Source organism: Paenibacillus sp. Z6-24, from assembly GCF_054161335.1.
This window is the reverse complement of record NZ_CP096398.1, coordinates 4,737,217-4,762,272: the sequence shown is the minus strand read 5'-3', so window position 1 is coordinate 4,762,272 and position 25,056 is coordinate 4,737,217. Positions and strand designations below refer to the sequence as shown.

The following is a 25,056-nucleotide window of genomic DNA, read 5'->3' as shown; positions in this document are numbered from 1 at the left end:
CAGGGTAATAGAATAAAGAGAGCTGCAGGAAGGGGAACGATATCATGATACAAGCTGAAGTGATCCAAGCGGAACAGGGGTGGAAGTGGTACCGTCTGGAGGATAGCAGTCATTTGATTGAACATCCCGATTTTGACGAACGTATCCGAAAATGGGCATCCGACAGTCTGATGTGCCGTCACAATCACATTTCGACCAGTTCGCATATGGAAGGAACCCGCATGATGAACGGTACACTGACAGCCAAATTGACGGACGAGCCGCACGACAGCTGGCTGCTTCATTATTATATTTCCGGCGACAAGCTGGTGACGGTAGGCGATATGAGCTGGCTGGTGCATCAGATGGAGCCGCAGGAATGGGAAGCATATATTAGCGGGATGCCCAGACCGGTAGAAGGATTTTTATTTATTATGAATTCCTTTATCAGGGCGTTGTTCGCACGGATGGATGAGATTGAGGTGGATCTGATCGATATTGAAGAACGGATGCAAAGAAGCAACGGCAGCCGCCTGCTGCGCGAAATTATCGATCTGCGCAATCAGCTGACTCGTTGGAATCTGCACACCGTGGCATTGCGGGAGATGGAGTACGGGGTGGAAGAGACGTTTCCCGAGATTATAAACCATTCGGAGACCTACCGGGTTCTGCGCATCTATCTCAAGCGTATCGCGATGCTCCAGCAAAATTACGAGCATGAGATTGATACCCTGCTTAAGGTCGATGATAATATTGCCAATTACCGCTCCAATACGATTATGAAGACGCTGACCGTATTCACCGTGCTGCTGACACCGATGACGGCTCTCGGCGCCATCTGGGGCATGAACTTCAAAAATATGCCCGAACTGGAGTGGCAGTGGGGGTATGCAGGTGCGCTGGGTCTGATTTTCGGTCTCACACTGGTCACCTATCTGTGGCTGCGCAGTACCGGTCTGACCGGCGATATTCTCAATATGGATATGAGCCGGGAGCAGAACAAGGACCTGCGCAAATAAATCGATTTACTGCCCGGTATGACTGCTTTACGAAGAGGAGCCGGTGCAGCTGTCTCAGACGCTTTTTGCCAAAGCGTCCTGTTGGCATGCCTGTTTTCCAAATTCCATCTGAGCCGTAAACAATTGCGTTACTTGTTCCGATAATGAATAAATTGTTGCCATTTGTAACATTTCTTGAGTTGTTCAGCCATTTGTTAGATGGTAACGTACATATAGTCTGGAAAGACAAACAGGAACGATTTCCAGAATCCAGGCGACGGAATGTTGGAAGTTTTAAGTTACAAGACATCATGGACGAGACAAAAACGGTGACCCGTACCTAATAAAAAGATAAACGGGGTGGTAACTTTATCCGCACAGGGGCTGTCTAATATATTGGCAGGGATAATGGGACAAGTACAGTTAATCAGGGGACAAGGGGATGACAAAGTGAAAAAGAAAATTAGTTCAGCGCTGTTGGCAGCAGCATTAGCAGTTAGTGGAGGCGTACATACACCTTCTGCAGAAGCAGCAGCACCTATCAAAATTACCGTGAATGGGGTTCCGCTGGTCACCGATCAGGCACCGGTAATGTCCGGCTCTCGGACCATGGTACCATTGCGAGGCGTTTTTGAAGCACTGAATGCCAAAGTACTGTGGAAGCAAAGCACCAAAACCGTCACAGCAGTCAAAGGCGCAACCACCGTTGTGCTGCCGGTAGGCTCCACCCGTGCGACGATCAATGACAAATTGACCGCCATGGATGTACCGGCCAAAGTCATCAAAGGAAGAGTTATGGTGCCGCTGCGTTTTGTGACTGAAGCAATGGGCAGTAAAGTCGGCTGGAATAAAGCCACACAGACCGTAAGCATTACCACCAATACACCGACCAAAACCACACCGGTAACGCCTGCTCCATCGACAGGCTCCGTATCGCCGGTGTCCTATGTGAATGCCAGCGTAATTGGACAGCAGGGCAACGGCAGCGATCTGCAGATTGCTTTTCCGGCTTCTGCGAGCGTATCCGCTGTCAGCCAGTATCGTATTCTGGTCGTCAAATCTACCAATATGAATTCGTTCAATCTGGCGTCCGCACAGGCGGTGCCTACAGCCAATTATCAGGTCGTACCGAAGGGCAGCAGCAATTACACCATTACACTGCTTCCGCAATCACGGGATACAGACGGCGCATTGATCCAGAAAAATGTCGGCTATCGTGTTTATGTACTGGCTGTCGGCAATCCTGGCTATACCAGTGCATTGACCATGGCACAGACCATAACCAATCTGGGCAGCACCGTCTCCGCCTCCGCAACGCCGGGCGATGTCAAAGCCAGTGATGTAGCGGATAACGGAGATGGACGCGATCTGTCCGTATCATTCAGCAAAGTATCGGACGAGAGCAAAGTGTCTTCCTACCGAATCTTTGTCGTTCCTTCCAGCAATGCGAGCAGCTTTAACGTATCCGAAGCAGGCAAAGTAAACAGCGACAACTATACCAGTGTGAGCAAGGATGGTTCCAACCATACCGTACGTTTGAAGTCTTCCACACGGGATACAAACGGTAAATTACTGACAGAAGGTGTCTCCTATACCGTGTTTGTCACAGCAGTGAGCAGCAGTGGAGACATACTTGGCCTGTCCGCGGCTTCCGGTTCACTGACACTGGGCAAAGGGGTGGATGCACCGTCGATCACCAAGGTATCTGATGTGGGCAACAATGGTGATGCACGCGATATCCAGGTTTCCTTTGACAAAATCGCCAATGAGTCCAGAATCAGCGGCTATCGTGTGTTCGTCGTGCGCAGTACCAATTCCGGCGACTTTGATCTGGAAAAAGCAAGTGCGCTGAATTCCAACCGGTACATGGATGTATCCAAAACAGGCAGCGACCGTGAGGTCACCCTGTCCGCTTCGCTCAAGGACAATAACGGCGACAATATCAAAAATGATGTCTCTTACCGCGTATTCGTGATGTCCAGAGGAACAGGCTCTTACAGCAACTCCCTGTCTTCCGCTTCTTCGACCATCACCCTGTCATCCAGCAGCAAAACCGTAGGCAGCACCAACGGTGTAAGTGCCAGTGATGTGAGCGATTATGGAGACGGACGTGATCTTCAGGTATCCTTTAACAAAGCAGGCGACGAGAATCTGGTCAGCCAGTATCGTATTCTGGTCGTCAAAGCAGGCGATTCCAGCAACTTTACCCTGTCGAAGGCTCAGAAAGTATCCAGCTCCAACTATACGTCGGTCAGCAAAAACGGCTCCAACCGTACCGTTGTGCTCTCTTCCGGATCACGTGATGTGGATGGCGATCTGATCAAAAATGGAGTCGGCTACCGTGTATTCGTATTGAGCGTTGGTTCGGGAGATGCGTCGGATTCGTATTCCCTGTCCTCCGCATCCAGTACGATTACCCTGGGAGGAAGCAGTGCAGCTTCGGTCGTTACCGGTGTAAGTACAAGCAACAGCAGTGCCAACAGCAATCCATCCGATATTACGGTGAGCTTTACGCCTGCCAATGATACCGGCGTCTCCGAATACCGGATGATCGTAGTGCGCAATGACCAGAGCAGCGGATTCAACCTGAGCACAGCCAATTCGGTATCTTCCGCGAATTATACACGTATCGCGAAGACAGCTGCCAAAGTCACTCAGGCTCTGCCTGTCGGTACAAAGGACTATAACGGCAATGCCATCGACAAAAATGTAAGCTATCGTGTCTTCGTATTGACTGTGGCAGACGGTTCCGTACGTTCGGTAAATGCACTGTCCGGAGCGTCCAACGAGTTTGTGATCGTCAACAAAACCGTAACGGCACCGACCAATGTCAATGCAGTGGCAGACAACAATGCCGGCGCGATCCGTGTAACCTTTAACCGTCCATCCGATAGCTCGGCAATCGGCTCCTATTCGATCATGCTGGTGCCTTCGGCCAATGCAGGCAGCTTTACCCTGGCGGATGCCAACCGTCTGAGTGGTTCCCGTTATCAGACCGTTACCGGCTCCACGTACAGTGAGTGGGCATTCTCGACAGCCAATGTCGACGTGAATGGTGCGTCCATTCGTCCGGGTGTAGCGTACAAAGCATTCGTGCTGTCCGTAGCCAACGGACGCGATGCTACCGTAAATGCGCTGTCCACCGCTTCCCGTGAAGCACAGCTGAATATTCAGTAATCCGGTAGAGCACCTTTCTGCCCATTCCAGAAGCCCTTTCCGGTTCAACAGCCGGAAAGGGCTTTTCTGGTTTTAAGCCAGCTATGCCGGTGCTGGTTCTAAGCAGCTTGATGCCACAAGCCGGGCTGCCTGTTTTGCGGATTTGACGGATACCGGTGTAAAAGGGGTAAGATGAAAGAGAACAATCCTATTCTATGCCGGAAATGGCGGAAAGAGGCAATATAATGGACTATATGAAGCTTGGACGTACAGGGCTGGATGTATCCCGGATTTGCCTGGGATGCATGAGTTACGGAATTCCTGATCGGGGACCCCACCCTTGGACGCTGGATGAGGAAGAGAGCCGTCCGTTTATCCGGCAGGCACTGGAAGCTGGCATTAACTTTTTTGATACCGCCAATGTCTACTCGGACGGAACGAGTGAAGAGATTGTGGGACGGGCGCTTCAGGATTTTGCCAATCGTGATGAAATTGTCATTGCCACCAAAGTACACGGCAAAATGCGTCCCGGTCCGAATGGCGGCGGATTATCCCGCAAAGTGATCATGGCGGAGATCGATAACAGCCTGAAACGGCTCGGTACGGACTATGTGGATCTGTATCAGATTCACCGCTGGGACCCGAATACACCTATCGAAGAGACACTCGAAGCGCTGAATGATGTGGTCCGAGCGGGCAAGGCACGCTATATCGGTGCTTCCTCGATGTATGCCTGGCAGTTCATGAAGGCGCTGGATATTTCCAAAGCCAACGGCTGGGCTTCCTTTGTGTCCATGCAGAACTATGTCAATCTGCTGTACCGGGAAGAGGAACGGGAGATGCTGCCGCTCTGTCAGTCCGAGGGAATTGGTGTGATTCCATGGAGTCCGCTGGCCCGTGGACGACTGACACGTGACTGGGAAGCGGAGACAGCCCGCTCCGAGAGTGATACATTTGGTCAGGGGCTCTACGCCAATACGGCCGACGCCGATCGCCAGGTCGTGGAGCGTGTGGCACAGATCGCCCAGCAGCGCGGCATTTCGCGTGCACAGGTCGCGCTGGCCTGGGTACTGCAAAAAGAACCGATCACCGCCCCGATTGTCGGTGCGACCAAGCTGAATCATCTGGAGGATGCCGTAGCCGCGCTGGACGTAAAGCTGACCGAAGAAGAGATTCGCCAGCTGGAAGAACCGTACATGCCCCATCCTATAGTAGGTTTTCAATAAGGAAACGGACATCATATTACTGTAACGAAAAACTGTAACGAAAAGAAAGCACGGCGGATTGTTTATCCATCCGCCGTGCTTTCTTTAAAGGGGTCATGCGATACTGCGTGCAGTAATCGTTTTGTTCTTGCCGGTGCGCTTGGCTTGATACAGATAATGGTCGACCTGCTCGAACAGCTGCTCCTTGGTCAGTCCGGGTTCGCAGCTGTGCAGTCCCACGCTGACGGTAACCGCCTGATTGTTAAGTTCCTTCCAGCACAGTCCGGATAGGTGACTGCGGATATTTTCGACAAGCCGGTATGCTTCATCAAAATTTTTGTCCAAAATCAGCAAAGCGAACTCTTCTCCGCCATATCGTGCGGCAATATCGCTGGAGGAGACATACTGCTGGATGACCTGGGATACAATGCCGAGTACCATATCACCGACACGGTGTCCGTACGTATCATTAATCTGCTTGAAATTATCGATATCCAGCAGCGCCAGATGCAGCGACGTCCCCTGATCGGCATATTTGAAGGCCGTATCATAATAATCCCGAAATGAAATCTGATTGTACAAGTTGGTCAATCCGTCAGTTTTGGAGAGCTTGCTCATGATGGCATTGCGGACGATCAGTTCCTGTTTGGCCTGCATGGTAGTCTGCAGATCAGCCATTAGCTCACGGCCGCTAACCAGAATGATATGAGCGATGAGAGTACCTGCCAGAATAAAAGAAGGGGTAGCGACAGCGTCAAAGGAGGATAGGAAATCACGGAAGTGTGCGTCACTCAGATATAGAGTTACAAACGTTATCATTTGCAGGACGGAAGAAAACCAGAGCAGGCGTTTTCTGAAAAAAATGACTGAAGAGAGTATGGGTATCAGACAAAGCGCCGGAATAATGCGGATATCGTAATGGAGATAAATGATAACCCACGTAATAAATGTACTCGTGATTGACATGGCACAAAATACAAGATGCGGCTGCTGTCTGTGAATCCACTGCGTCCAGAGAATCATCCCGCTCATCAGTATAATGGGAATCAGCAGCGTATCAATATAGAACTCATACCGGCTTATTGGGTAATACAGAAATAGAAAAGATACTAACTGGGAGATCGTATGAACGGAGACGACGAGCCAATAGGAATGGATGAACTTGCGGATCCATTTGGATTGCTTACCCAGCTGCTCCGGATCATCATGGGGAAGCTCTAAAAATTTCATAACATCACCAAACTGCCTGTTCAGATGTAGATTGCACGTTAACTTAATTATTATAGATCATTATTCAGCCAGATTAAAAGGCAAGCATTACCAGTCAGTCACCAAATAAAACAGCGAATTTTGACATTCGGCACAAAAAGGAGATCAGTTGATATGAAGCCATCATGGTATAAGGAACTGGAGCTGGACGATTACCCGTACGACGTATCGGAAGAGGTCATTCTGTCTGGCGAACTCCCGATATCTTTTGCGGGAAAAGAGCCTGCTCTGGTACAGGTGGAGTTTGTGCTTGCGCCGGAGAGTGAAGAACAGATTGACGAGATTACCGAACCGACCGCCCGGCAAAAGGAAATCTGGGAGACTTATCTGCAGCAGCAGGAAAATATTCATACGGAGATTCTCCAGGCGATCCATGCCTACTATATGAAGGTAGAGGATCAATACCGCCAGGCTTATGCCGGTCAGGAAGCGGGAGGAGAGCCACTGGAGTTGGAATCCATCGTTCCTCATGTCACCCGGCCGCAGGAACTGCTGGATTATATCGACCTGATAGGCTTCCTGATCCAGAGCGTGCCGAAGACGGGAGAGATGTATCTCAATTTTCACTGTACATGGGATACGGAGCACGGACTCGGGGTTAAATTGAGTGACTGGCATCCTTCCTATATAGGCGGTGCCTACACACTGTATGATCTATGAAAATATGGCGGATATCGTTTCACTTTTTGCTGGAGTGTTAAATATACAGGGATGAACGAATAAGGGAACCGGCTGTAACTTCGATTCGCAATAACGTATTGATGCACATAACATCCAATATTCAATATCGATCAGGGAGGCGCAGACTATGACTACTTTTACGACACCGCTGGAGATTGAACATCATATGATCGCTACGAATGGAGTCGACCTGCATGTAGCCCAGGCGGGTCCGATTGATGGACCGCTCGTGATCCTGCTGCATGGATTCCCCGAATTCTGGCATGGCTGGATGAATCAGATCGAGGCACTTGTCGGTGAAGGGTACCGGGTATGGGCGCCTGACCAGCGCGGTTATAATCTGAGCGACAAGCCGCAGGGCATCGAATCGTATACACTGGATGTACTGGTGGATGATATCGCCGGTCTGATCCGTTCGTCCGGCCGTGAACAGGTGGATATGATCGGTCATGACTGGGGAGCGATTGTGCTATGGAGACTGTCCGAGCGCTATCCTGAACTGATCCGTCGTCAGGTCATTATGAATGTGCCTCACCCTGCCGTTATGATGGACTTTTTGAAAAGTCATGCCAAACAGATGATGAAGAGCGCCTATGTATTCTTTTTCCAGATTCCCGATCTGCCCGAGAAAATTCTGGCGGCCAAGGATTGGAAGCGCCTGACCGGTATGCTGCAGCAGTCTGCCAATGAGGGGGCGTTTTCCGAAGAGGAGCTGGATATGTACCGCGAAGCCTGGTCACAGCCGGGAGCTGATACAGCCATGCTCAACTGGTATCGTGCACTTATGCAAAAAAGACCCGAGATTTCCGATACGGCGATGATCACAGTTCCGACCCGAATGATCTGGGGGTCCAATGATCAGGCGCTGAGCAAAGAAATGTCCGATCTGAGCATCCGCAAGTGTGTAAATGGAGAATTAATTCATCTGGACCACTGCACACACTGGCTCCATCATGAAGATCCAAAGCGCGTCAATACCTTGATATTGCAGCATTTAAAGTATGATTAACAGCTATTGAAAAATAAAATTACAAAAATTACCTTATAGTCATTGTTTTTCTTCAGGTTATGGGTTATAATAAGAATATCGAAATCGTGACCTGAACTCACATATTGTAGAGGGTTATTATTTTGAAGGTTTATAACCTTGTACAATATGTGATTTTTCTATTTTATCGGATGTATTTTCCTCTGAATAAAGAAGGTCATGTAAATTTAATTTTGGAGGTATTCCACATGCAAACAGGTACAGTAAAATGGTTTAACGCAGAAAAAGGTTTTGGTTTTATCGAGGTTGAAGGTGGCAACGATGTATTCGTTCACTTCTCCGCTATCCAAGGTGACGGCTTCAAAACTTTGGACGAAGGCCAACGCGTAGAATTCAACGTAGTTGAAGGAAACCGTGGACCACAAGCTGAAAACGTTGTAAAACTGTAATTCAGCTAAGAGACGCCCTTAACGTTTGTTAAGGGTGTTTTTTTATTAAGCAAGCCCATGTATTTCTATGAGCTGGATGATACGGTATTTCTTACTGTTGTTATATTAGTTATCGGTAGTACGCCGTGTACATTGAATAGATGGCCGCAAATACTAGCGAAATATTGATCACGCTCTGGGAGGGGACTACATGTACTATTCACGGAAAAATCCATTGCAAGAAATTCCTACAGAAATGACTGAGATCTGGGTATGCACGGATTCGGAATGCAACGGTTGGATGCGTAACGATTACGCGCTCGCAGAAGAACCGGTTTGTTCACAGTGCAAGTCACCTATGACCCGAGGCCAGAAAGAGCTGCCTGTTCTGGATTATGCGTATTCCAGCAAGGGGAAAGCCGCTAAAAAGAAATAATATTTTGGCACATAGGATCATATACACGCACCACTTTATTGAGAGCATCTGAAGAGGCTCCGGTAGGGTGGTTTTTTGTTTGTGTACAGAAAGAATACTCCTTTACATAAAATTTACGCAAATCACTTTACAACGTGTACAGGTGTTGTATGATATAGTTTGTTCCAATGAATAATGAAATCGATAAAGCCGGTGAGCAGTTGATCGGAAGGCACGACCTATACCATATGAATAAGGTGAATAATACGAATGAAACCAATTGATTTGCAATATAAGATGCCTGCCGAGTGGACAGCGCATGAACGTACCCTGTTATCCTGGCCAGTACAGGACTCTATGGTGTATCCGGAAGATTACGAGAATGTATGTAAAGGGTACCAGGAGCTGGTAAGTGCGATTGCCGAGTTCGAGCCGGTAACACTGGTCGTGAATCCGGAAGATCTGGAGGCGGTTCATCCGCTGTTCGAAGGACTGGCTGTAGATTTCCTACCTTTGGCACATAATGATGCCTGGCTGCGTGATAATGGACCGACGATCGTCGTCAATGAAGCCGGCGAACGCGCTGGTATCAACTGGGGATTCAACGCATGGGGCGGCAAATATGAGCCATGGGATCTGGATGATGCGGTAGCACCGGCTGTATTGAAGCATCTCGGTATGCGTCAATTCGATGCTCCGCTCGTACTGGAAGGCGGCTCGATTCATGTGGATGGCGAAGGAACCATGCTGACTACCGAGGAGTGCCTGCTGAATACCAACCGTAATCCGCAGCTGTCCCGCGAACAGATTGAACAGCATGTCAAGGATTATACGAATGTAGAACAGATCATTTGGCTGAATCGTGGTCTGGCCGGCGACGAGACCGATGGTCATGTCGACAATGTAGCCTGCTTTGCAGCGCCGGGTAAAGTCATTCTTCAGGTATGCAATGATCCTGCCGATGATAATTATGAGATCACCCAGGAGAATCTGCGTATTCTCGGCGAAGCGACCGATGCACGCGGACGCAAGCTGGAAGTCATCCAGATCGAACAGCCGCCGCTGGTCATGTATGGCGAGCAGCGTCTGACCCTGAGCTATCTGAATTTCTATTTTGTCAATGGCGGCATTATTCTGCCGGTATTCGGCGGCACAGCCGAAGAAGCGGACCGCAAGGCGATTGAAGTGCTGCAGCAGACATTCCCGGATCGCAAGATTCGTACAATTGACGGAATGGCGGTTATCCGCGAAGGCGGCAACGTACACTGCACTACACAGCAGATTCCGGCAGGCCAATAAGCCGCTGCAACCTGTCCTATTATAGACAACTGTAAAACGGTATATATAGAAGCAACGACATGTCTGCTTATCAAAGACAGCAGGCAAGAAATGCAATCCACTATGGGAAGGATGACTTCGATACGATGAGAAATGTAAAAGTGGCAGCCACACAAATGAGCTGTTCCTGGGATATTGACGATAACATCCGCAAAGCGGACCGCCTGGTACGCGAAGCGGCAGCACAGGGTGCACAGATTATTCTGCTGCAGGAACTGTTCGAGACGCCGTATTTCTGTCAGAAGGAAAAAGCGGAATATTACCAGTATGCTACAGAGCTGGAGCATAACAAAGCGATCAACCATTTCCGTGCTGTTGCCAAAGAGCTGGACGTTGTACTGCCGATCAGCTTTTATGAGAAGAAAAACTATGCGCGTTACAATTCACTCGCTGTGATCGATGCAGACGGCGAGATTCTGGGTCGCTACCGCAAAAGTCATATTCCGGATGGTCCGGGCTATGAGGAGAAATTCTACTTTAACCCTGGAGATACCGGATTCCAGGTATGGGACACTAAATATGCCAAAATCGGCGTAGGCATCTGCTGGGATCAATGGTATCCGGAAGCGGCGCGCTGCATGGCACTGATGGGCGCAGAGCTGCTGTTCTACCCGACAGCGATCGGCTCGGAGCCGCAGGATACGTCCATTGATTCCAAAGATCACTGGCAGGCGTGCATGCTTGGTCATGCAGGCGCCAACCTGATCCCTGTTATTGCCTCCAACCGGATCGGCAAAGAGGAAGACGAAGATTCTTCGATCAACTTCTACGGTTCTTCCTTTATCGCCGGACCACAGGGCAACAAAGTCCAGGAAGCCGACCGCAGCAGCGAAGGTGTGCTGGTAGCCGAATTCGATCTGGATCTGCTGGAGACCCAGCGTCTGGAATGGGGCATCTTCCGCGACCGCCGTCCGGATCTGTACCAGATGATCGCCACGTACGATGGCGAGCGCAGAATCAAGTAATGGATATATAAAAGCAGGCCGTAGATCATGAGGTATGATGATCTACGGCCTGCTTTATTTTGTTTGGGAGGTATTTTGAGTACATAAACCCACCCAAAGTGCTACTTGATAGCAGTCAATTTCCGCACGGCAATTGTTGGTCGTACCACTGCATGGATCAACAGAGATACACGTTCTCATTTCCTTATTGAGAATTATTATCATCTTTAGATAAGTGCAAAATAACATAATTATCCGGTTCTTGACTATGACGTATCTGTCTTTTGCCATTCTCCTGCAAAGACAATAGATTCATCATGTTTTCGGTTCTTCACCAGTCCATAGCGGTTAATGGTTAGATAGGGGACACCGGCAGTATAAGCCGGAAGCCGACATATCGTTAACCAGGCAAAAGAATATAAAAAGCCTATCATAAACAGCCAAGTAGAGAGGAGCTTCCACCGATGAATAACGCACGCTATATTACGTTAAAAGATGGAACACAGCTGCCTGCCATCGGGCAGGGGACGTGGAATATGGGAGATGATCCTGCTCGCAGAATGGAAGAGATTCAGGCGCTTCAGTATGGGCTGGAGCTCGGAATGACCGTGATCGATACGGCAGAGATGTACGGGGAAGGACGGTCCGAATCCCTGGTCGGTGAAGCGATCAAGGGACGGCGGGATGACGTATTTCTCGTATCCAAGGTATATCCGCATAATGCTGGCGGTGAGCGGCTCGTGAACAGCTGTGAAAACAGCCTGCAGCGTCTCGGCACAGACCATCTTGACCTGTACCTGCTGCACTGGCGCGGACAGATTCCGCTGCACGAGACCGTAGAAGGCATGGAGAAGCTCGTCCAGCAGGGCAAAATCCGCCGCTGGGGCGTCTCCAATCTGGATGTCGAGGATATGAATGCGTTGTTCAGCCTGACAGATGGCAAGAACTGTGCGACCAATCAGGTACTGTACCATCTGGGATCACGCGGGATCGAACTGGATTTGCTGCCATGGCAGCAGGAGCACCAGATGCCGGTTATGGCCTATTCGCCGCTGGCGCAGGCAGGTACGCTGCGTCGGGAACTGCTTTCCCATCAGGCGCTGCAGGATGTTGCGGAGCAGCAGGGGGCGCATCCTTTCCAGATTATGCTGGCCTGGTGTATTCGCAGCGGCAATGTTATGGCGATTCCCAAGGCATCCAGCCGTGAACATGCGGAGAGCAACGCCGGAGCAGCTGCGATTGAGCTGACTACGAAGCAGCTGGATCAGCTGGACCAGGCATTTGCCGCGCCGTCACACAAAGTACCATTGGATATGATCTGATATGGCACACCACTATCTGTTCGTCAGCAGCTGGAAGATCGGCACACCCCGGGAGCAATTATGGGAGCTGGCTGATCATATTGAAGACATTGAATTCTGGGACAATGTAAACTTTGAAAAGATTGAACAGGGCAGCGGGCCCGAAGGCATCGGCGATGTATTTCGCTGCACATTCAAGACCAAAATGCTGCTGCGGCTATCGATCCTGCTCAAGGTAACGGACAAGCAGAAGCCTGACCAGTTTACACTGGAGGTCGAGGGTCCATTATCCGGTACGGGTACATGTTTTATGAGCAAATCGGACGATGGCCGCTCTACCCATCTGCGCTGTGAATGGAAAGTGCGTATCGACCACCGTATGCTGCGAGCCGCCAACCGGTTCATGCGCCCGGTGTACATATGGAGCCATGACAAGGTGATGGACGAAGGTGTATACGGTGTAGCCAGACAATTAAACGCGGAAGTTACGGACACTCACCATGAGACTACAATATACCGCTAATTCCCGGCAATGAACGAGATCATGGAGGGTTGAGAATGGGGAAGTACCAGTTTACGGACAGGCATCAGGGATTGGCGCTGCCTATTTGATGAAAATGAAGACCAAGCTGTGGTACAGCCTTTCTTTTCGCTTCCATGCGATAGAGAAGCAGCAGCCCTATCTGATCCGGCTGAAGGCATCCGGTGATCTTAAAGGTCATGGAATCTTTCGGCTGGAGCCGATTGGGGAGTGCACCGGGCTGGTGTAATGTATGCTTCTATAGTATTCGGCAATGAAAGAATCTGGTTGATGGATATTGTTAATTTGCATGTTTACTTTCTACAGAGAAGGGTAAATTGTAGTTAAGCAACAACGCGAAGAAGAAAGCAAAACAATTGAACATCTAAGGAGGAAAAACATCATGACTGGAAGAAAAGCTCTATGGACGACAATTGGACTGGGTGCTGTATATCTTATGCGTAACAAAGGTGCACGTGACAAAGTGATGAATCAGGTTCGCAATATCTCGGGTTCCATGCGTCAGCGTAAAGACACAACGACAACAACTACGCTCAATCAGTAATCCATACAGAGAATCAAAGCCTAACCTAATCTGCTCAGGCTGGATTGCAGCCAGGCAGCAAGGTCATACGCAAGACACTGGTGATGCACAAATTGCAGCGCCGGTGTCTTTTTCATTTGCCGCTTTGTTGTACCCCACATTTCATGGAAGAAAGATAGCGCGATACTATTCGGTTATCCAATATAAGGGTAATCTGCAGTATATATAAATTATAAAGAAAAGATAAAGAAGAATCCGGGCAAGTGTGTTATTGGAGGGGAATAATGTGATTAATCAATCAGGACATGACCGAATAATTTACGAACATATCTATCATGCTGCCTCTATAGGGATTGCAATAATTGATCCGGAGAATGGTACGTGGATGCAGGTGAACCCTGCGCTTTGCCAGCTGCTGGGCTATGAAGAGAGCGAACTGTATGCATTGCGTGAAGAAGATCTTGTTCACCCGGCAAGTCCGACCACCTATCCATACACGACGATTGCATCGGAAGCAGCTGTCTCCCAGGGAGAACCGTACTGTACCCGCAAATATTATAAACACAAGCTCGGACACATGCTGCAGATAGGCATCGAGGTTTCTACCATACACGATGCAGCGGGCCGGGCTGTATATTATATTGCACAGTTTCAGGAAATCCAACCGGTTCGTCGCCATGCGTATTTGACCGGGATCGACCAGGAAATTTATCGTCTGATTACGGAAAATGCCAATGACCTTGTCTCTTACAGTACGCCGGATGGGATTCTGCGTTATGTGTCCGAATCTTTTTATAAGGTACTGGGCTACAAACCTGAAGAGATGATCGGCCAGAGTCGGATGCAGTATTATCATGCTGACGATTCGGCAGGCATGATTGCCAGCGGTCGGGGCTATCTGGATCAGGGCATGACGACCCGGAGACTCAAACACAAAAAGGGCTATTACCTATGGTTTGAAATTTCTTTCCAGGTCGTTCGCGATGAGCATGGCGAAATTACCAAGGTGCTCGGAATCGGTCGCAATATCAATGACCGCAAAAAGTACGAAGACAGTCTGCGTGAAGCCCAGCGGATTGCGCATATCGGCTCGTGGGACTGGGATATGTCCACAGATCGGATTACGGTGGGCAGTGAGACACAGGAGTTGTTTAGCTACATTTTCGAATATACCGAGGTACCGATCGAGAAAGTTCGGGAGATTGTGCATCCGGAAGACCTGCCCTCTCTGCAGGCCAAAATCCGCCAGTCCATGCAGACCGGAAGCAACGGAGAGGATATATTCCGTGTCCTGCTGAAAGACGGGTCGATCCGCTATCTGCAATCTCACTGGAATGTCACAACCGATCATCAATCCCAGCCGGTTCAGATTATCGGGATGACCCAGGATATTACTCCGCGGATTGAGATGGAGGAGCGGCTGAAGCAGAGTGAGCGCCAGTATCGGCTGATCTCGGAACAATCGCTGGACTTCATTTCCCGCCATTCTGTGGAGGAGGCTGTGTATCTATATTGCTCTCCTGCTTGTTATAACATTCTGGGTTACCAGCCGGAAGAACTGGAAGGGGAATCCAGCCTGCATTACGTTCATGGGGATGATGTAGCTGCGGTCAAAGAGTATATAAATCTTCATCTTGCCGGTGAGCAGACCAAGCCTGTCATTTACCGGCATCGCCATAAATCCGGGGGATATGTCTGGCTGGAAGCATCCGGCCGCTATATCCATGATGAGGAAGGCCAGGTCAAAGAAATGATCTCGATTGCGCGGGATATTACCGAGCGTCGTCAGGCTTCTTTGCTGATTCAGGAAAGCGAGCAGCGGTACAAATCGCTGTTTGATTATAACCCGGCCAGCGTATTTTCCTTTGATAACCAGGGCAGGTATACGACGATCAACGCACAGATGGAGCAGTTGATGGGCCGTACGGAGGAGGAGCTGATCGGCAGATCCTTTGAGTGCTTTGTCGCTCCGGAAAGTATCTATGATACGGCAGAGCATTTTGAACATGCCCTGCACGGCGAGCCGCAGTCGTACGAGTCCGAAGTAGTGGTCAAAGGCGGCCAATACCGCCGGATCAGTGTCGTTAATCTGCCGATTGTGGTCGATCAGCAGATTGTGGGCGTCTACGGTATAGCTACCGACATTACGGAAATGAAACGTCATATGGAACAGATCGAGAAGCTGGGCAATGAGTATACATTGATCCTCAATTCCGTATCGGAGGGCATTTTCGGTCTGGACAATGAGGGCCGGGCGACATTCATTAATCCGGCAGCGACCCGGATGCTCGGATTCAGCACCCGTGAACTGGCCGGTCAGCTGCTGCTGGATATGTTCCAGCTGACGCATGCGGACGGCACCACGTACACGTCGGAAGACAATCCGATCGATCAGGCACTGCGGGAAGGCACATCGTATGAAGAACAAGAAGCGATTTTCCTCCGCAAGGATGGTTCTAGCGTCCTCGTCTCTTACCGGATCACTCCGATCTGGGATCGCGGACAGCGCAAGGGAGCTGTCGTTGTCTTTAACGACATTACCAATGAGAAGCAGATTATTCGCGCCAAGGAACTGGCGGAAAGGGCAGATCGGGCCAAATCGGAGTTCCTTGCGATTATGAGTCACGAGATCCGTACGCCGATGAACGGCATTATGGGTATGACCGGTCTGCTCGCAGATACGCCGCTCGATGAAGAACAGCGCAGCTATATCGATATTATCCGGGACAGCAGTGACTCCCTGCTGCATATCCTGAACGAAATACTCGATTTTAGCCGGATCGAAGCGGGCAGAATGGTGCTTGATCATGAGCCGATCCAGCTGACGAACCTGCTGGACAGCGTATTTGATCTATTCTCCACACGAGCTGCCGAGAAGAAGATCGAGCTGACTTATCATACTGATGACCAGGTTCCATCGATCATTATCAGTGATGCGTCCCGGATGCGCCAGGTGCTGGTGAATCTGATCAGTAATGCGATCAAATTCACCGATAAAGGCAGTGTTAATCTGTCTGTCCGTCAGCTGGAACGCCGGTCAGATGAATGTGTACTGCAGTTCGAAGTCAGTGATACCGGTATCGGTATCTCCAGTGACAAGCAGGGGCTGCTGTTCCAGTCCTTCTCTCAGCTGCATCCCGCGATCAACCGCAAATATGGCGGTACCGGTCTGGGACTCGCTATTTGTAAAAAGCTGATTGAACTGATGGGCGGTACGATCAGCGTAGACAGCGAAGAAGGCATGGGAGCCACTTTCCGCTTTATTCTGCCTATGCAGTACATTGTGGAAGAGGCTATTATGGAATCTGCTTTCAGTTCTAATGCAGTCTCCGCTCTCAGCGAGCGGCAAGTCTATACAAGCGGCAGCGGCAAATATGGATTGCTGCGCATCCTCGTCGCCGAGGATCATCCGGTTAATCAGAAGCTGATGCAGGAAATGCTGCGGAAGCTCGGTTACCAGACGGATATTGCCTACAATGGCCGGGAAGCGGTAGTAGCTGCTTTAACTCATCCGTATGACCTCATCTTCATGGATATCCAGATGCCTGAGATGGATGGCATCGAAGCGACCACGGAGATTCGCAGCCGCCTGCAGCCGCATGAGCAGCCGGTCATTGTCGCCACGACAGCATTTGCCCGTAATGAAGATCGTCAGATGTGTCTGAACGCAGGAATGCAGGACTTTATCAGCAAGCCGCTGCGTCTGCAGGAAATCGACCGTATTCTCAAAGAATGTGCGTACTATCTCCAACAACTCGACCAGGGAGGACGACTATGAAGCGCAAATTACTCATTACCGGAGCTGGCGGCCGCATCGGCAGCGCGCTCTATCAGGGACTGAAGAAAGAGTATGATATTGTGGCGACAGACGTAGTGGCGAATGAGGCAGAGGGGATCCGCGAACTGGATATTACAGATCCCGACCGCATTGAGGAAATGATGCAGGGGGTGGATACTATTCTGCATATCGGCTGGCAAAAGGACAATGACGATTTTCTCGGCGTCGCCCTGCCGGTCAATGTCACCGGCGCGTATCATTTGTACGAGGCCGCCCGTAAAAGCAGCGTAAGGCGCCTGATCTTCGCCAGTTCCAACCATGCGACCGGCTTTTATAAGGTTGGTGAAGAAGTGGATGTGAATGATCCCTACCGCCCGGACAGCATCTATGGACTGAGCAAATGTTATATCGAGCTGCTCGGCCGACTGTACGCGGATCAGCATCAGCTGTCTTCATTTAATGTACGTATCGGTAATTTCCCCGGTGATGATCGTCCGCATTCCCAGCGTGCTGCTCATATCTGGATTTCGGAGCGGGATATGGTACAGCTGATGCGCTGCTGTATCGAAGCGGATGACAGCCGCAAATTCATGAATCTGTATGGCACATCTGCCAATACGGATAACTACTATGATATTGCCTATCTGGAGCAGGAGATTGGCTATAAGCCGCAGGATGACGCCGCCGAGCTGCTGGCTGAGGAGGAGCGCCGTCAAGGTGAAATTCCGCAGGACGAGACAATCTATCAGGGGGGTCAAAAAGAATAAATAGAAAGAATACGTTTAAAAACAAAAGCCTGGAACCTAGCTCCTTTTTAATAAGGAAAGGTTTCAGGCTTTTTATTGATTGAATGATTACACTTTAAATACGGAAACGGAGTCGTTGAGTTCTTCGGCCAGTGAAGCAAGGGATTGTGAAGAAGAGGCCGTCTCTTCGGCTGCAGCGGCAGATTCCTGACTTGCAGCAGCAATGGACTCTACCGCAAACATGACCTCATTGGCCTGAGCGGATTCCTGCTCGCAGGCAGCAGCAATATCATTTACTTTAAGTGCTGAATTGTTGACCATTTCGATAATTACCTGGAAGGAATCCCCGGTTTGGGTAGATTGGTCTACACTCTGTTTTACAGAATCTACGCTGTCCTGAGTGTTTTTTTGCATCACTTTGATAATGGTGGAAATTTGTTTGGTTGCATCCATACTGCGCTCAGCCAGTTTACGTACTTCATTAGCGACAACAGCAAAGCCTTTACCCTGATCTCCTGCTCTGGCTGCTTCAATTGCAGCATTCAGGGCAAGCAGATTGGTTTGATTGGCGATATCGTCAATTACACTAATAATTTCACCAATACGCTGTGAATCTTCTTCCAGGCGATGCATGGATTCGTTGACATTCTGCATACTTACCATGGACTGATCTACAATACGGCCACCTTGATGAGCCATTTCAACTGTTTTATTGGACAGATCTGCAGCTTCACTTGCGCTAACCGCTACCGAATCAATAGCAGCAGATAATTCCTTGAACAATTCGGTAATATTGGCGGAAGATTCGGCTTGTGTACTGCTCGTATTGGCGATTTCCTCGGTAGTGGCTGAGATTTGCTCCGATGCAGCAGCTACGCTTTGGGAGGAGAGGGAGATTCGTGCAATTAGGTTACGCAGATTATCTGCCATAGTATTTACAGAAGCGGATAATTGGCCTACTTCGTCTTTTGTATCAATATCGGATTTACCGCTAAGATCTCCCTGAGCGAACTGGGAAATCAGTCTGGACAGCTGAATCAGCGGATTCGAGATTGTCCGGGCAATCAAGTATCCAAGCAGAATACTGAATATTGTAGCCGTTACAAGGACGATAATAGTGATATTGCGTGTACTTTCATAACTGGATTGAGCATCAATGCTGGCCTGACTGGCTAGATCTGTGTTGATTTTGAGCAGTTGCTCCAGAGAAGCAGTCACTTTATCTCCGGCCTGTTTAAGAGTTGTCTCTTTAAATTCTATAAACTTTGCTGTACCTGCAATAGTATGCACCTGAGCCATTTGACTAGCCTGATCATACAATTGAATATATTGAGAATAATTAGTATGAAATTCAGCTAATGTTTGCTGCTCTATTTTTGTTGTCGCTAATGGAGTAAAGAGTGAAATATTTTCGTTAATATTTGCTTTGAAATCAACCATTTTATTTAGGTAAGATTGCTGTTCTGCCTCAGCTGTAACGGTGTTGAGATCCCTTACGGCTACTCTAAGACGTTGGTAGTAAATTTGGATGGCGGACAGACTTTGTACCGAAATCAGATTGTTACTTGTAATCTGATGGGTACGTTTATTGGATTGCTCCAGATTACGCATGCTATAAATACCAAATGCGATTAATACAAGGATAATAAGGGAAAAGGAAGAAAGGACTTTAACGGATGTTTTCAAGTTATGAAACCACTTCATAGTGTGCCTCCAATTTCAAATTGTGAATTTATTATATATTTCGACAAAGTTAAACAAATGGTAATAGGTAAAAAGAACTATAAAAGCTTAATTAGTTAATTATTTACAAGAAAATTTTTTTGTGTGAAAAATTTATATGTTAATAGTTTATTAGATTAGGTATTTGGCAAGCAGCCGTGTTTCTGAGATGGAGATTAAGGGGATAAAAGATTAGTTGAAATTTTACAATAAAGGAGATAAGACTTATGCAGGAAATCAAACAAAATGACACGGGATTCGTTATGGAAGTGGATGGAGATCCCAAAGCGGAAATCGGCTTCGGCCCGTATGATGAACAGTCGATTATCATCGACCATACTTTTGTCTCGGAAGAGCTGCGCGGTCAGAAAGTAGGCCAGCAGCTGGTGCAGCGTGTAGTGGATGTGGCGCGCGAGCAGGGCAAGACAATTGTACCAGCCTGTTCCTATGCACTGGCACAGTTCAAGCGCAATGAGGAATATCATGATATCTGGCGTCAGGATACGTAAATAACGCCCCAATTGCAAAACGTTCAAACTGTTGTCACCAATCCGCTTATCCTTATCCGGTTTATTAAAATATAATATAATGAGGATATTTCGATATTCCCAGTATGAATCGCAAGGATGGGAGAGTACACATGGACAAGGGTACACAAACCGGCAATCTTAAGCCAACGACCAATAAGAATTTTACAGGTCTGATCATTACCGTATCTGTAATTGCGAATGTCATCATTTTGCTGCTGTTTTTCTCACCGGCTATCGGCTACAAAGGAACGGTTGGCTTTGATATTACCCTGCTGCCGCGGATGAATGCGATCTTTAACAGCTTTACCTTCATCTTCCTCGTCGCAGCGCTTATCTCAATTTTGAAAAAGAACATCAAGCTGCACAGGAGCTTCATTCTGGCGGCATTTTCATCCACACTGCTGTTTCTGGTTACCTATTTAACCTTTCATTATCTCTCACCGGAGACTGCCAAATACGGCGGCGAAGGATTTATCCGTACCGTCTACTTCTTCATTCTGATTACGCACAGCTTCCTGGCCGCGATTATCGTACCGCTGGCACTGTTTGCACTGGTATGGGGATGGACGATGCAGATCGCCAAGCACAAAAAAATCGTCCGCTGGACGATGCCGATCTGGCTGTATGTAAGTTCTACCGGAGTTATTGTCTATCTGATGATGGCACCCTATTATTAAGCATATCGGGTACGAGGATATGTACAAAAAACCGTGGCTTCCCGGGCCACGGTTTTTTATTATGCTATTTGAAAATAATAGTGTTATATCCAATCTTCATCTCATGGAATGTCGGTGTGTACGATAATGGATGCATCTGTCCAGGGCGGTAATTGTAGTTCTTATTTGATACCGTCTTTGTAGTTTTTGCTCCAGTTCTTGTCACCCAGGTGGGAAAAGTCTTCTACTGTTCTTTCCAGTGTCTCAATCAGCTGAGCTTTGATTTCGGAAATGGTATCACGATATACACGTTCTTCGTTGCCATTGATGCGATCGCCGTAAATAGCCAGAGAAGCAGTGTACTGACGATGTTTTTCGACCAGCTCATCGATGGATTGCAGAGCGTGTTCAACATAGCGTGTAATTCCTTGCTGTTCTTGTGGCAGCAATTCCCGAAGTTGCTGTACTTTGTTATGAGTTGTCATTTTCGGTCACCTCGTGTTTTAATTGTAAATTTACATTAACATATTTTCATGGATTATTCATTAAAACTAGATTAAATATGTTAATTTTTTCATAGACTAGCCAACATTGAAATAAATTAATTACTGATAACATCTATATATCATCAAGATTTAGTGTGAAAACACCATAATCATTGGTTACAGAAAAATGATGTGTCTAATCTGTGAATGTGCTCGCTTATAATATCATTTCGGCAGTTTGTTTCACTAAGTTAATAGCTTCAGTGACTTTAGTCGCAATTTGTCGACAAATAGGAAAAATCTCCTATGCCAAATGATCTATTTAAGAGTGGGCAAAAAGGAGCGGGTTAGAACGGGCTTTTTGCGTGTAGTTAGTTTTATAATGAAATGTATCTTTATAGAGCTGTAAATCGACAGCTCAAGTCAAAATCATACTAGGATGGTGAATGAATGGAACTACAATCGTTAAAACAGGTGGAGAAGCTGGCCCTGGAAAAGAATATGATTTTTAGACAGAGCAGACTCCGCTACCTGTCGCGCTCCATGCTGGCGAGTATGTTTATCGGATTCGGGGTTATCGTAGCGTTTAAAACAGGGAATTTCTTTTATGCGGTGGAATCTCCTGCAGCCTACCCGATGGCAGCACTCACCTTTGGCGCGGCGATTATTTTGATCTCGCTGGGCGGAGGAGATCTGTTTACAGGGGATACGTTCTATTACTCCTATGCAGCACTTATACGTAAACTACGCTGGCTGCAGGTGATCAAGATGTGGGTGACCAGTTATATCGGCAATATTATGGGGGCTTGTGCTTTTGCCCTGCTGATCTATCTGACGGGGCTATATTCGGATTATTCGGTCAATGCTTTTTTGCTGAATGTGGTGGAGCATAAAATGCAGGCGCCTACGTCCCAGCTATTTTTCCGGGCGATACTATGTAACTGGCTCGTCTGTCTGGCATTCTTTATCCCTATGGGTCTCAAAAATGAGGTCGCCAAGCTGTTCTGTATGATGCTGTTCGTATTTTGCTTCTTTATTTCGGGCTATGAACACAGTATTGCCAATATGTGTACATTTGCAATTGCTCTGGTAATCGATCACCCGTCCACCATCAATTTTGCAGGCGTTATTCATAACCTGATTCCGGTAACCATCGGAAATCTGATCGGCGGTTCGGTCTTTATGTCGATGATGTATTATTATGTGAACAAGCCTTTTATGGATACCGATTCAACGGATGAACATACTGCAGACCAGGATTGATTTATATTCCTTTACGCAAAAAAAAGATAATCAGCGGTATTTACTGTAAATAACTACTAATATTTTATGATTCGACAAAATAATTAATGATATAGTTCTTAGTACCTTGATTATATAAAATTATTTTAGGTATATAGTTTCGATTGGGTTCTTGGCTGGTTACAATATACTAGAAACAAGAATGATTGTAACCAAAGGAGAGCGTAAAACCAATTATGAGCGTATATCAATTTGCGGCAACAACAATGGCTGGTAAGGAAGTATCTTTGGAGGAATACCGTAATCAGGTTATTCTGGTTGTGAACACAGCGAGCGAATGCGGATTTACTTTTCAGTTTGAAGATCTACAGAAGCTATATGATCGTTATAAAGATAGAGGCTTCATCGTACTCGGATTTCCTTCCAACCAGTTTGCCGATCAGGAACCGGGCGATAATGAACGGATACAGGCTTTCTGTATGCTGAATTATGGCGTAACTTTTCCGATGTTCCAAAAGGTGGATGTACGGGATCAGAATGCGCATCCTTTGTTTACGTATCTGGCGGATTCCAAGCCTTTTGAAGGTTTTGATATGACGCATTCGGTCGCGAGAATTCTGCTGCCGCTATTGCATGAGCGCCATCCTGAATACATGCCGGGCGATTCAATCAAATGGAATTTTACCAAATTCCTGATTGACCGTAACGGCGAAGTGATCAAACGCTTTGAGCCTACAACCGATCCTTATGATCTTGAAGGCGATATTGAAGCTCTACTGTAAGTAAGGCATCCAAATAGCATAAAAAAAAGCCCGGTGATATTTTCACCGGGCTTTTTGGATACTGCAACAACCTAAATGGGATATGAGGAATAGACCATCGTGCAGATCCATGTATTGAGGATAGAATGAGAAGCCCATTTGCCCTACATCGCACTCGCAAACATGCGTATAACATCTTCCCTGGAAGGCTGAATCGGATTAGTGGCGCCACAGGCATCCTTCATCGCATTGGCAGCCAGGGTATCAAAGTCTTCGGGCTTGACGCCCAGCCCCTGCAGACCGGAAGGAATACCGACCCGCCGGGATAGCTTCTCGATCGCCTGAATCGCCAGCTCTACACCCTGCTCGGGCTGGGACTCATCGACCTGCTCGCCCAGCGTACGGGCAATGATGGTCAGGCGGTCTGCGGCAGCCTGCATGTTATAGCGTTCTACGTGAGGCAGCAAAATGGCATTGCACACGCCGTGAGGCAGATCGTAAAATCCGCCCAGCTGATGGGCCATGGCATGAACATAGCCAAGACCCGCATTATTAAAGGCCATACCGGCGAGGAATTCGGCATAGGCCATTTGTTCACGGGCTTCTTCGTCCTGACCGTTATCCACGGCACGAACCAGATAGTCGCGGATCAGCTCGATCGCTTTGAGTGCACAGGCATCCGTGATCGGCGTGGCATCCGTGGATACATATGCTTCAATTGAGTGAGTGAGCGCGTCCATACCGGTTGCTGCTGTCAGCGATTTGGGCATCGCCATCATCAGCTGCGGATCATTGACAGCGATCAGCGGTGTGGTGTGCTTGTCGACGATCGCCATTTTCACATGACGCACTTCATCGGTAATGATGCAGAATTTGGTCATTTCACTGGCCGTTCCGGCAGTGGTATTGATCGCGATCAGCGGAGCAGCCGGATGGGAAGAGCGGTCAACGCCCTCGTAATCCTCCATAGTGCCTCCATTGGTCGCGAGCAGGGCGATGCCTTTGGCACAGTCATGAGGTGAGCCCCCGCCGAGAGAGATGATGCAGTCGCAGCCATTATCGTTGTACGCCTGCAGCCCTTCGGTTACATTGCTGACCGTAGGATTGGGACGTGTGCCGCTGTAAATGACGGATGTAATGCCTGCCTGCTGCAGCATATCGGTCACTGTAGCGGCAATACCGATCTTCACCAGCGGTTGGTCGGTAACGATGAGCGCTTTGTGATATTGGAGCTTGCGGATTTCCTCACCGGCGTCCTGCAGGGAACCGGAACCCATCAGACTCATACCGGGCATCATGAATTTTGCTTTACCTGCCATTCTGATCGACCTCGCTTATTGGATGTTAGAAGCAATTGGGTTATACTTACT

At 48.3% G+C, this 25,056-nt stretch carries 23 protein-coding genes; 19 read left to right on the top strand and 4 right to left on the bottom strand.

Annotated elements, in window-relative coordinates; all coding sequences use genetic code 11:
- Positions 1-44: 44 nt before the first annotated feature.
- From M1D61_RS20595 to M1D61_RS20585, 3 genes are all read left to right on the top strand, one after another.
- The gene (locus tag M1D61_RS20595; RefSeq protein ID WP_458120421.1) at positions 45-998 is read left to right on the top strand and encodes a CorA family divalent cation transporter; all 954 of its coding nucleotides are present in this window, start codon (positions 45-47) and stop codon (positions 996-998) included.
- Between the two features lie 429 nt (positions 999-1,427).
- Positions 1,428-4,154: a copper amine oxidase N-terminal domain-containing protein gene (locus M1D61_RS20590; protein WP_458120420.1), complete on the top strand. Its 2,727-nt coding sequence runs from the start codon at positions 1,428-1,430 to the stop codon at positions 4,152-4,154.
- A 224-nt stretch (positions 4,155-4,378) separates the two neighbouring features.
- The gene (locus M1D61_RS20585) at positions 4,379-5,359 is read left to right on the top strand and encodes an aldo/keto reductase (RefSeq protein WP_458120419.1); all 981 of its coding nucleotides are present in this window, start codon (positions 4,379-4,381) and stop codon (positions 5,357-5,359) included.
- Between the two features lie 93 nt (positions 5,360-5,452).
- Here the strand turns inward: M1D61_RS20585 and M1D61_RS20580 are convergent, their stop codons facing one another.
- Positions 5,453-6,568: a GGDEF domain-containing protein gene (locus M1D61_RS20580; RefSeq protein ID WP_458120418.1), complete on the bottom strand. Its 1,116-nt coding sequence runs from the start codon at positions 6,566-6,568 to the stop codon at positions 5,453-5,455.
- A gap of 153 nt (positions 6,569-6,721) precedes the next feature.
- Between M1D61_RS20580 and M1D61_RS20575 the strand changes: the two genes are divergently transcribed.
- The 12 genes from M1D61_RS20575 to M1D61_RS20520 all read left to right on the top strand — a co-directional run bounded on the left by M1D61_RS20575 (position 6,722) and on the right by M1D61_RS20520 (position 18,311).
- Entirely contained in the window at positions 6,722-7,267 is a 546-nt protein-coding gene (locus M1D61_RS20575) for a DUF6985 domain-containing protein (RefSeq protein ID WP_458120417.1), read from the top strand.
- A 148-nt stretch (positions 7,268-7,415) separates the two neighbouring features.
- Positions 7,416-8,297, top strand: coding sequence for an alpha/beta fold hydrolase (locus M1D61_RS20570; protein WP_458120416.1), 882 nt, complete (start codon positions 7,416-7,418; stop codon positions 8,295-8,297).
- Positions 8,298-8,524: 227 nt separating this feature from the next.
- On the top strand, positions 8,525-8,725 hold the full coding sequence (locus M1D61_RS20565) for a cold-shock protein (protein WP_017813974.1): 201 nt from the start codon (positions 8,525-8,527) through the stop codon (positions 8,723-8,725).
- A 190-nt stretch (positions 8,726-8,915) separates the two neighbouring features.
- Positions 8,916-9,140 (top strand): cold-shock protein, encoded by a 225-nt coding sequence (locus tag M1D61_RS20560; RefSeq protein WP_046213817.1) that lies wholly within the window; start codon positions 8,916-8,918, stop codon positions 9,138-9,140.
- 249 nt (positions 9,141-9,389) lie between these two features.
- On the top strand, positions 9,390-10,418 hold the full coding sequence (locus M1D61_RS20555) for an agmatine deiminase family protein (RefSeq protein ID WP_458120415.1): 1,029 nt from the start codon (positions 9,390-9,392) through the stop codon (positions 10,416-10,418).
- A 125-nt stretch (positions 10,419-10,543) separates the two neighbouring features.
- Positions 10,544-11,422, top strand: coding sequence for an N-carbamoylputrescine amidase (gene aguB, locus M1D61_RS20550; protein WP_458120414.1), 879 nt, complete (start codon positions 10,544-10,546; stop codon positions 11,420-11,422).
- Positions 11,423-11,865: 443 nt separating this feature from the next.
- On the top strand, positions 11,866-12,723 hold the full coding sequence (locus M1D61_RS20545) for an aldo/keto reductase (RefSeq protein ID WP_458120413.1): 858 nt from the start codon (positions 11,866-11,868) through the stop codon (positions 12,721-12,723).
- Between the two features lies 1 nt (position 12,724).
- A complete protein-coding gene (locus M1D61_RS20540) occupies positions 12,725-13,225 on the top strand; it encodes a hypothetical protein (protein ID WP_458120412.1) in 501 nt (166 codons plus the stop codon).
- An 85-nt stretch (positions 13,226-13,310) separates the two neighbouring features.
- Complete coding sequence (locus M1D61_RS20535; protein WP_458120411.1) at positions 13,311-13,472, top strand: hypothetical protein; 162 nt, start codon at positions 13,311-13,313, stop codon at positions 13,470-13,472.
- Between the two features lie 153 nt (positions 13,473-13,625).
- Positions 13,626-13,787, top strand: a complete 162-nt coding sequence (locus tag M1D61_RS20530; RefSeq protein WP_458120410.1) for a hypothetical protein — start codon at positions 13,626-13,628, stop codon at positions 13,785-13,787.
- Positions 13,788-14,052: 265 nt separating this feature from the next.
- Positions 14,053-17,544: a PAS domain S-box protein gene (locus tag M1D61_RS20525; protein ID WP_458120409.1), complete on the top strand. Its 3,492-nt coding sequence runs from the start codon at positions 14,053-14,055 to the stop codon at positions 17,542-17,544.
- Positions 17,541-18,311, top strand: a complete 771-nt coding sequence (locus M1D61_RS20520) for an NAD-dependent epimerase/dehydratase family protein (protein ID WP_458120408.1) — start codon at positions 17,541-17,543, stop codon at positions 18,309-18,311. Before M1D61_RS20525 ends, M1D61_RS20520 begins: the two co-directional genes overlap by 4 nt.
- A gap of 87 nt (positions 18,312-18,398) precedes the next feature.
- Here M1D61_RS20520 and M1D61_RS20515 read toward each other — a convergent pair whose 3' ends face one another.
- A complete protein-coding gene (locus M1D61_RS20515; RefSeq protein WP_458120407.1) occupies positions 18,399-19,994 on the bottom strand; it encodes a methyl-accepting chemotaxis protein in 1,596 nt (531 codons plus the stop codon).
- Positions 19,995-20,239: 245 nt separating this feature from the next.
- On the opposite strand from M1D61_RS20515, the gene M1D61_RS20510 reads away from it, so the two are divergent.
- Positions 20,240-20,521, top strand: coding sequence for a GNAT family N-acetyltransferase (locus M1D61_RS20510; protein ID WP_458120406.1), 282 nt, complete (start codon positions 20,240-20,242; stop codon positions 20,519-20,521).
- A 131-nt stretch (positions 20,522-20,652) separates the two neighbouring features.
- On the top strand, positions 20,653-21,219 hold the full coding sequence (locus tag M1D61_RS20505; protein WP_458120405.1) for a DUF420 domain-containing protein: 567 nt from the start codon (positions 20,653-20,655) through the stop codon (positions 21,217-21,219).
- A 161-nt stretch (positions 21,220-21,380) separates the two neighbouring features.
- Here M1D61_RS20505 and M1D61_RS20500 read toward each other — a convergent pair whose 3' ends face one another.
- Positions 21,381-21,683, bottom strand: coding sequence for a hypothetical protein (locus tag M1D61_RS20500; RefSeq protein WP_458120404.1), 303 nt, complete (start codon positions 21,681-21,683; stop codon positions 21,381-21,383).
- Between the two features lie 450 nt (positions 21,684-22,133).
- Here M1D61_RS20500 and M1D61_RS20495 point away from each other — a divergent pair, with 450 nt between their 5' ends.
- On the top strand, positions 22,134-22,946 hold the full coding sequence (locus M1D61_RS20495; protein ID WP_458120403.1) for a formate/nitrite transporter family protein: 813 nt from the start codon (positions 22,134-22,136) through the stop codon (positions 22,944-22,946).
- 215 nt (positions 22,947-23,161) lie between these two features.
- Positions 23,162-23,707 carry a glutathione peroxidase gene (locus tag M1D61_RS20490; RefSeq protein WP_458120402.1) on the top strand — a complete coding sequence of 182 codons (546 nt, stop codon included), beginning with the start codon at positions 23,162-23,164 and terminating at the stop codon, positions 23,705-23,707.
- A gap of 143 nt (positions 23,708-23,850) precedes the next feature.
- Here the strand turns inward: M1D61_RS20490 and M1D61_RS20485 are convergent, their stop codons facing one another.
- Positions 23,851-25,005 carry an iron-containing alcohol dehydrogenase gene (locus M1D61_RS20485; RefSeq protein ID WP_458120401.1) on the bottom strand — a complete coding sequence of 385 codons (1,155 nt, stop codon included), beginning with the start codon at positions 25,003-25,005 and terminating at the stop codon, positions 23,851-23,853.
- Positions 25,006-25,056: the final 51 nt, after the last annotated feature.

Excerpts from the sequence above, each read along its gene's own strand:
- M1D61_RS20595 (WP_458120421.1), top strand. The coding sequence starts at position 45 with ATGATACAAGCTGAAGTGATCCAAGCGGAACAGGGGTGGAAGTGGTAC.
- M1D61_RS20585 (WP_458120419.1), top strand. The coding sequence starts at position 4,379 with ATGGACTATATGAAGCTTGGACGTACAGGGCTGGATGTATCCCGGATT.
- M1D61_RS20580 (WP_458120418.1), bottom strand. The coding sequence starts at position 6,568 with ATGAAATTTTTAGAGCTTCCCCATGATGATCCGGAGCAGCTGGGTAAG.
- M1D61_RS20575 (WP_458120417.1), top strand. The coding sequence starts at position 6,722 with ATGAAGCCATCATGGTATAAGGAACTGGAGCTGGACGATTACCCGTAC.
- M1D61_RS20570 (WP_458120416.1), top strand. The coding sequence starts at position 7,416 with ATGACTACTTTTACGACACCGCTGGAGATTGAACATCATATGATCGCT.
- M1D61_RS20565 (WP_017813974.1), top strand. The coding sequence starts at position 8,525 with ATGCAAACAGGTACAGTAAAATGGTTTAACGCAGAAAAAGGTTTTGGT.
- M1D61_RS20560 (WP_046213817.1), top strand. The coding sequence starts at position 8,916 with ATGTACTATTCACGGAAAAATCCATTGCAAGAAATTCCTACAGAAATG.
- M1D61_RS20555 (WP_458120415.1), top strand. The coding sequence starts at position 9,390 with ATGAAACCAATTGATTTGCAATATAAGATGCCTGCCGAGTGGACAGCG.
- aguB (WP_458120414.1), top strand. The coding sequence starts at position 10,544 with ATGAGAAATGTAAAAGTGGCAGCCACACAAATGAGCTGTTCCTGGGAT.
- M1D61_RS20545 (WP_458120413.1), top strand. The coding sequence starts at position 11,866 with ATGAATAACGCACGCTATATTACGTTAAAAGATGGAACACAGCTGCCT.
- M1D61_RS20540 (WP_458120412.1), top strand. The coding sequence starts at position 12,725 with ATGGCACACCACTATCTGTTCGTCAGCAGCTGGAAGATCGGCACACCC.
- M1D61_RS20530 (WP_458120410.1), top strand. The coding sequence starts at position 13,626 with ATGACTGGAAGAAAAGCTCTATGGACGACAATTGGACTGGGTGCTGTA.
- M1D61_RS20520 (WP_458120408.1), top strand. The coding sequence starts at position 17,541 with ATGAAGCGCAAATTACTCATTACCGGAGCTGGCGGCCGCATCGGCAGC.
- M1D61_RS20515 (WP_458120407.1), bottom strand. The coding sequence starts at position 19,994 with ATGAAGTGGTTTCATAACTTGAAAACATCCGTTAAAGTCCTTTCTTCC.
- M1D61_RS20510 (WP_458120406.1), top strand. The coding sequence starts at position 20,240 with ATGCAGGAAATCAAACAAAATGACACGGGATTCGTTATGGAAGTGGAT.
- M1D61_RS20505 (WP_458120405.1), top strand. The coding sequence starts at position 20,653 with ATGGACAAGGGTACACAAACCGGCAATCTTAAGCCAACGACCAATAAG.
- M1D61_RS20500 (WP_458120404.1), bottom strand. The coding sequence starts at position 21,683 with ATGACAACTCATAACAAAGTACAGCAACTTCGGGAATTGCTGCCACAA.
- M1D61_RS20495 (WP_458120403.1), top strand. The coding sequence starts at position 22,134 with ATGGAACTACAATCGTTAAAACAGGTGGAGAAGCTGGCCCTGGAAAAG.
- M1D61_RS20490 (WP_458120402.1), top strand. The coding sequence starts at position 23,162 with ATGAGCGTATATCAATTTGCGGCAACAACAATGGCTGGTAAGGAAGTA.
- M1D61_RS20485 (WP_458120401.1), bottom strand. The coding sequence starts at position 25,005 with ATGGCAGGTAAAGCAAAATTCATGATGCCCGGTATGAGTCTGATGGGT.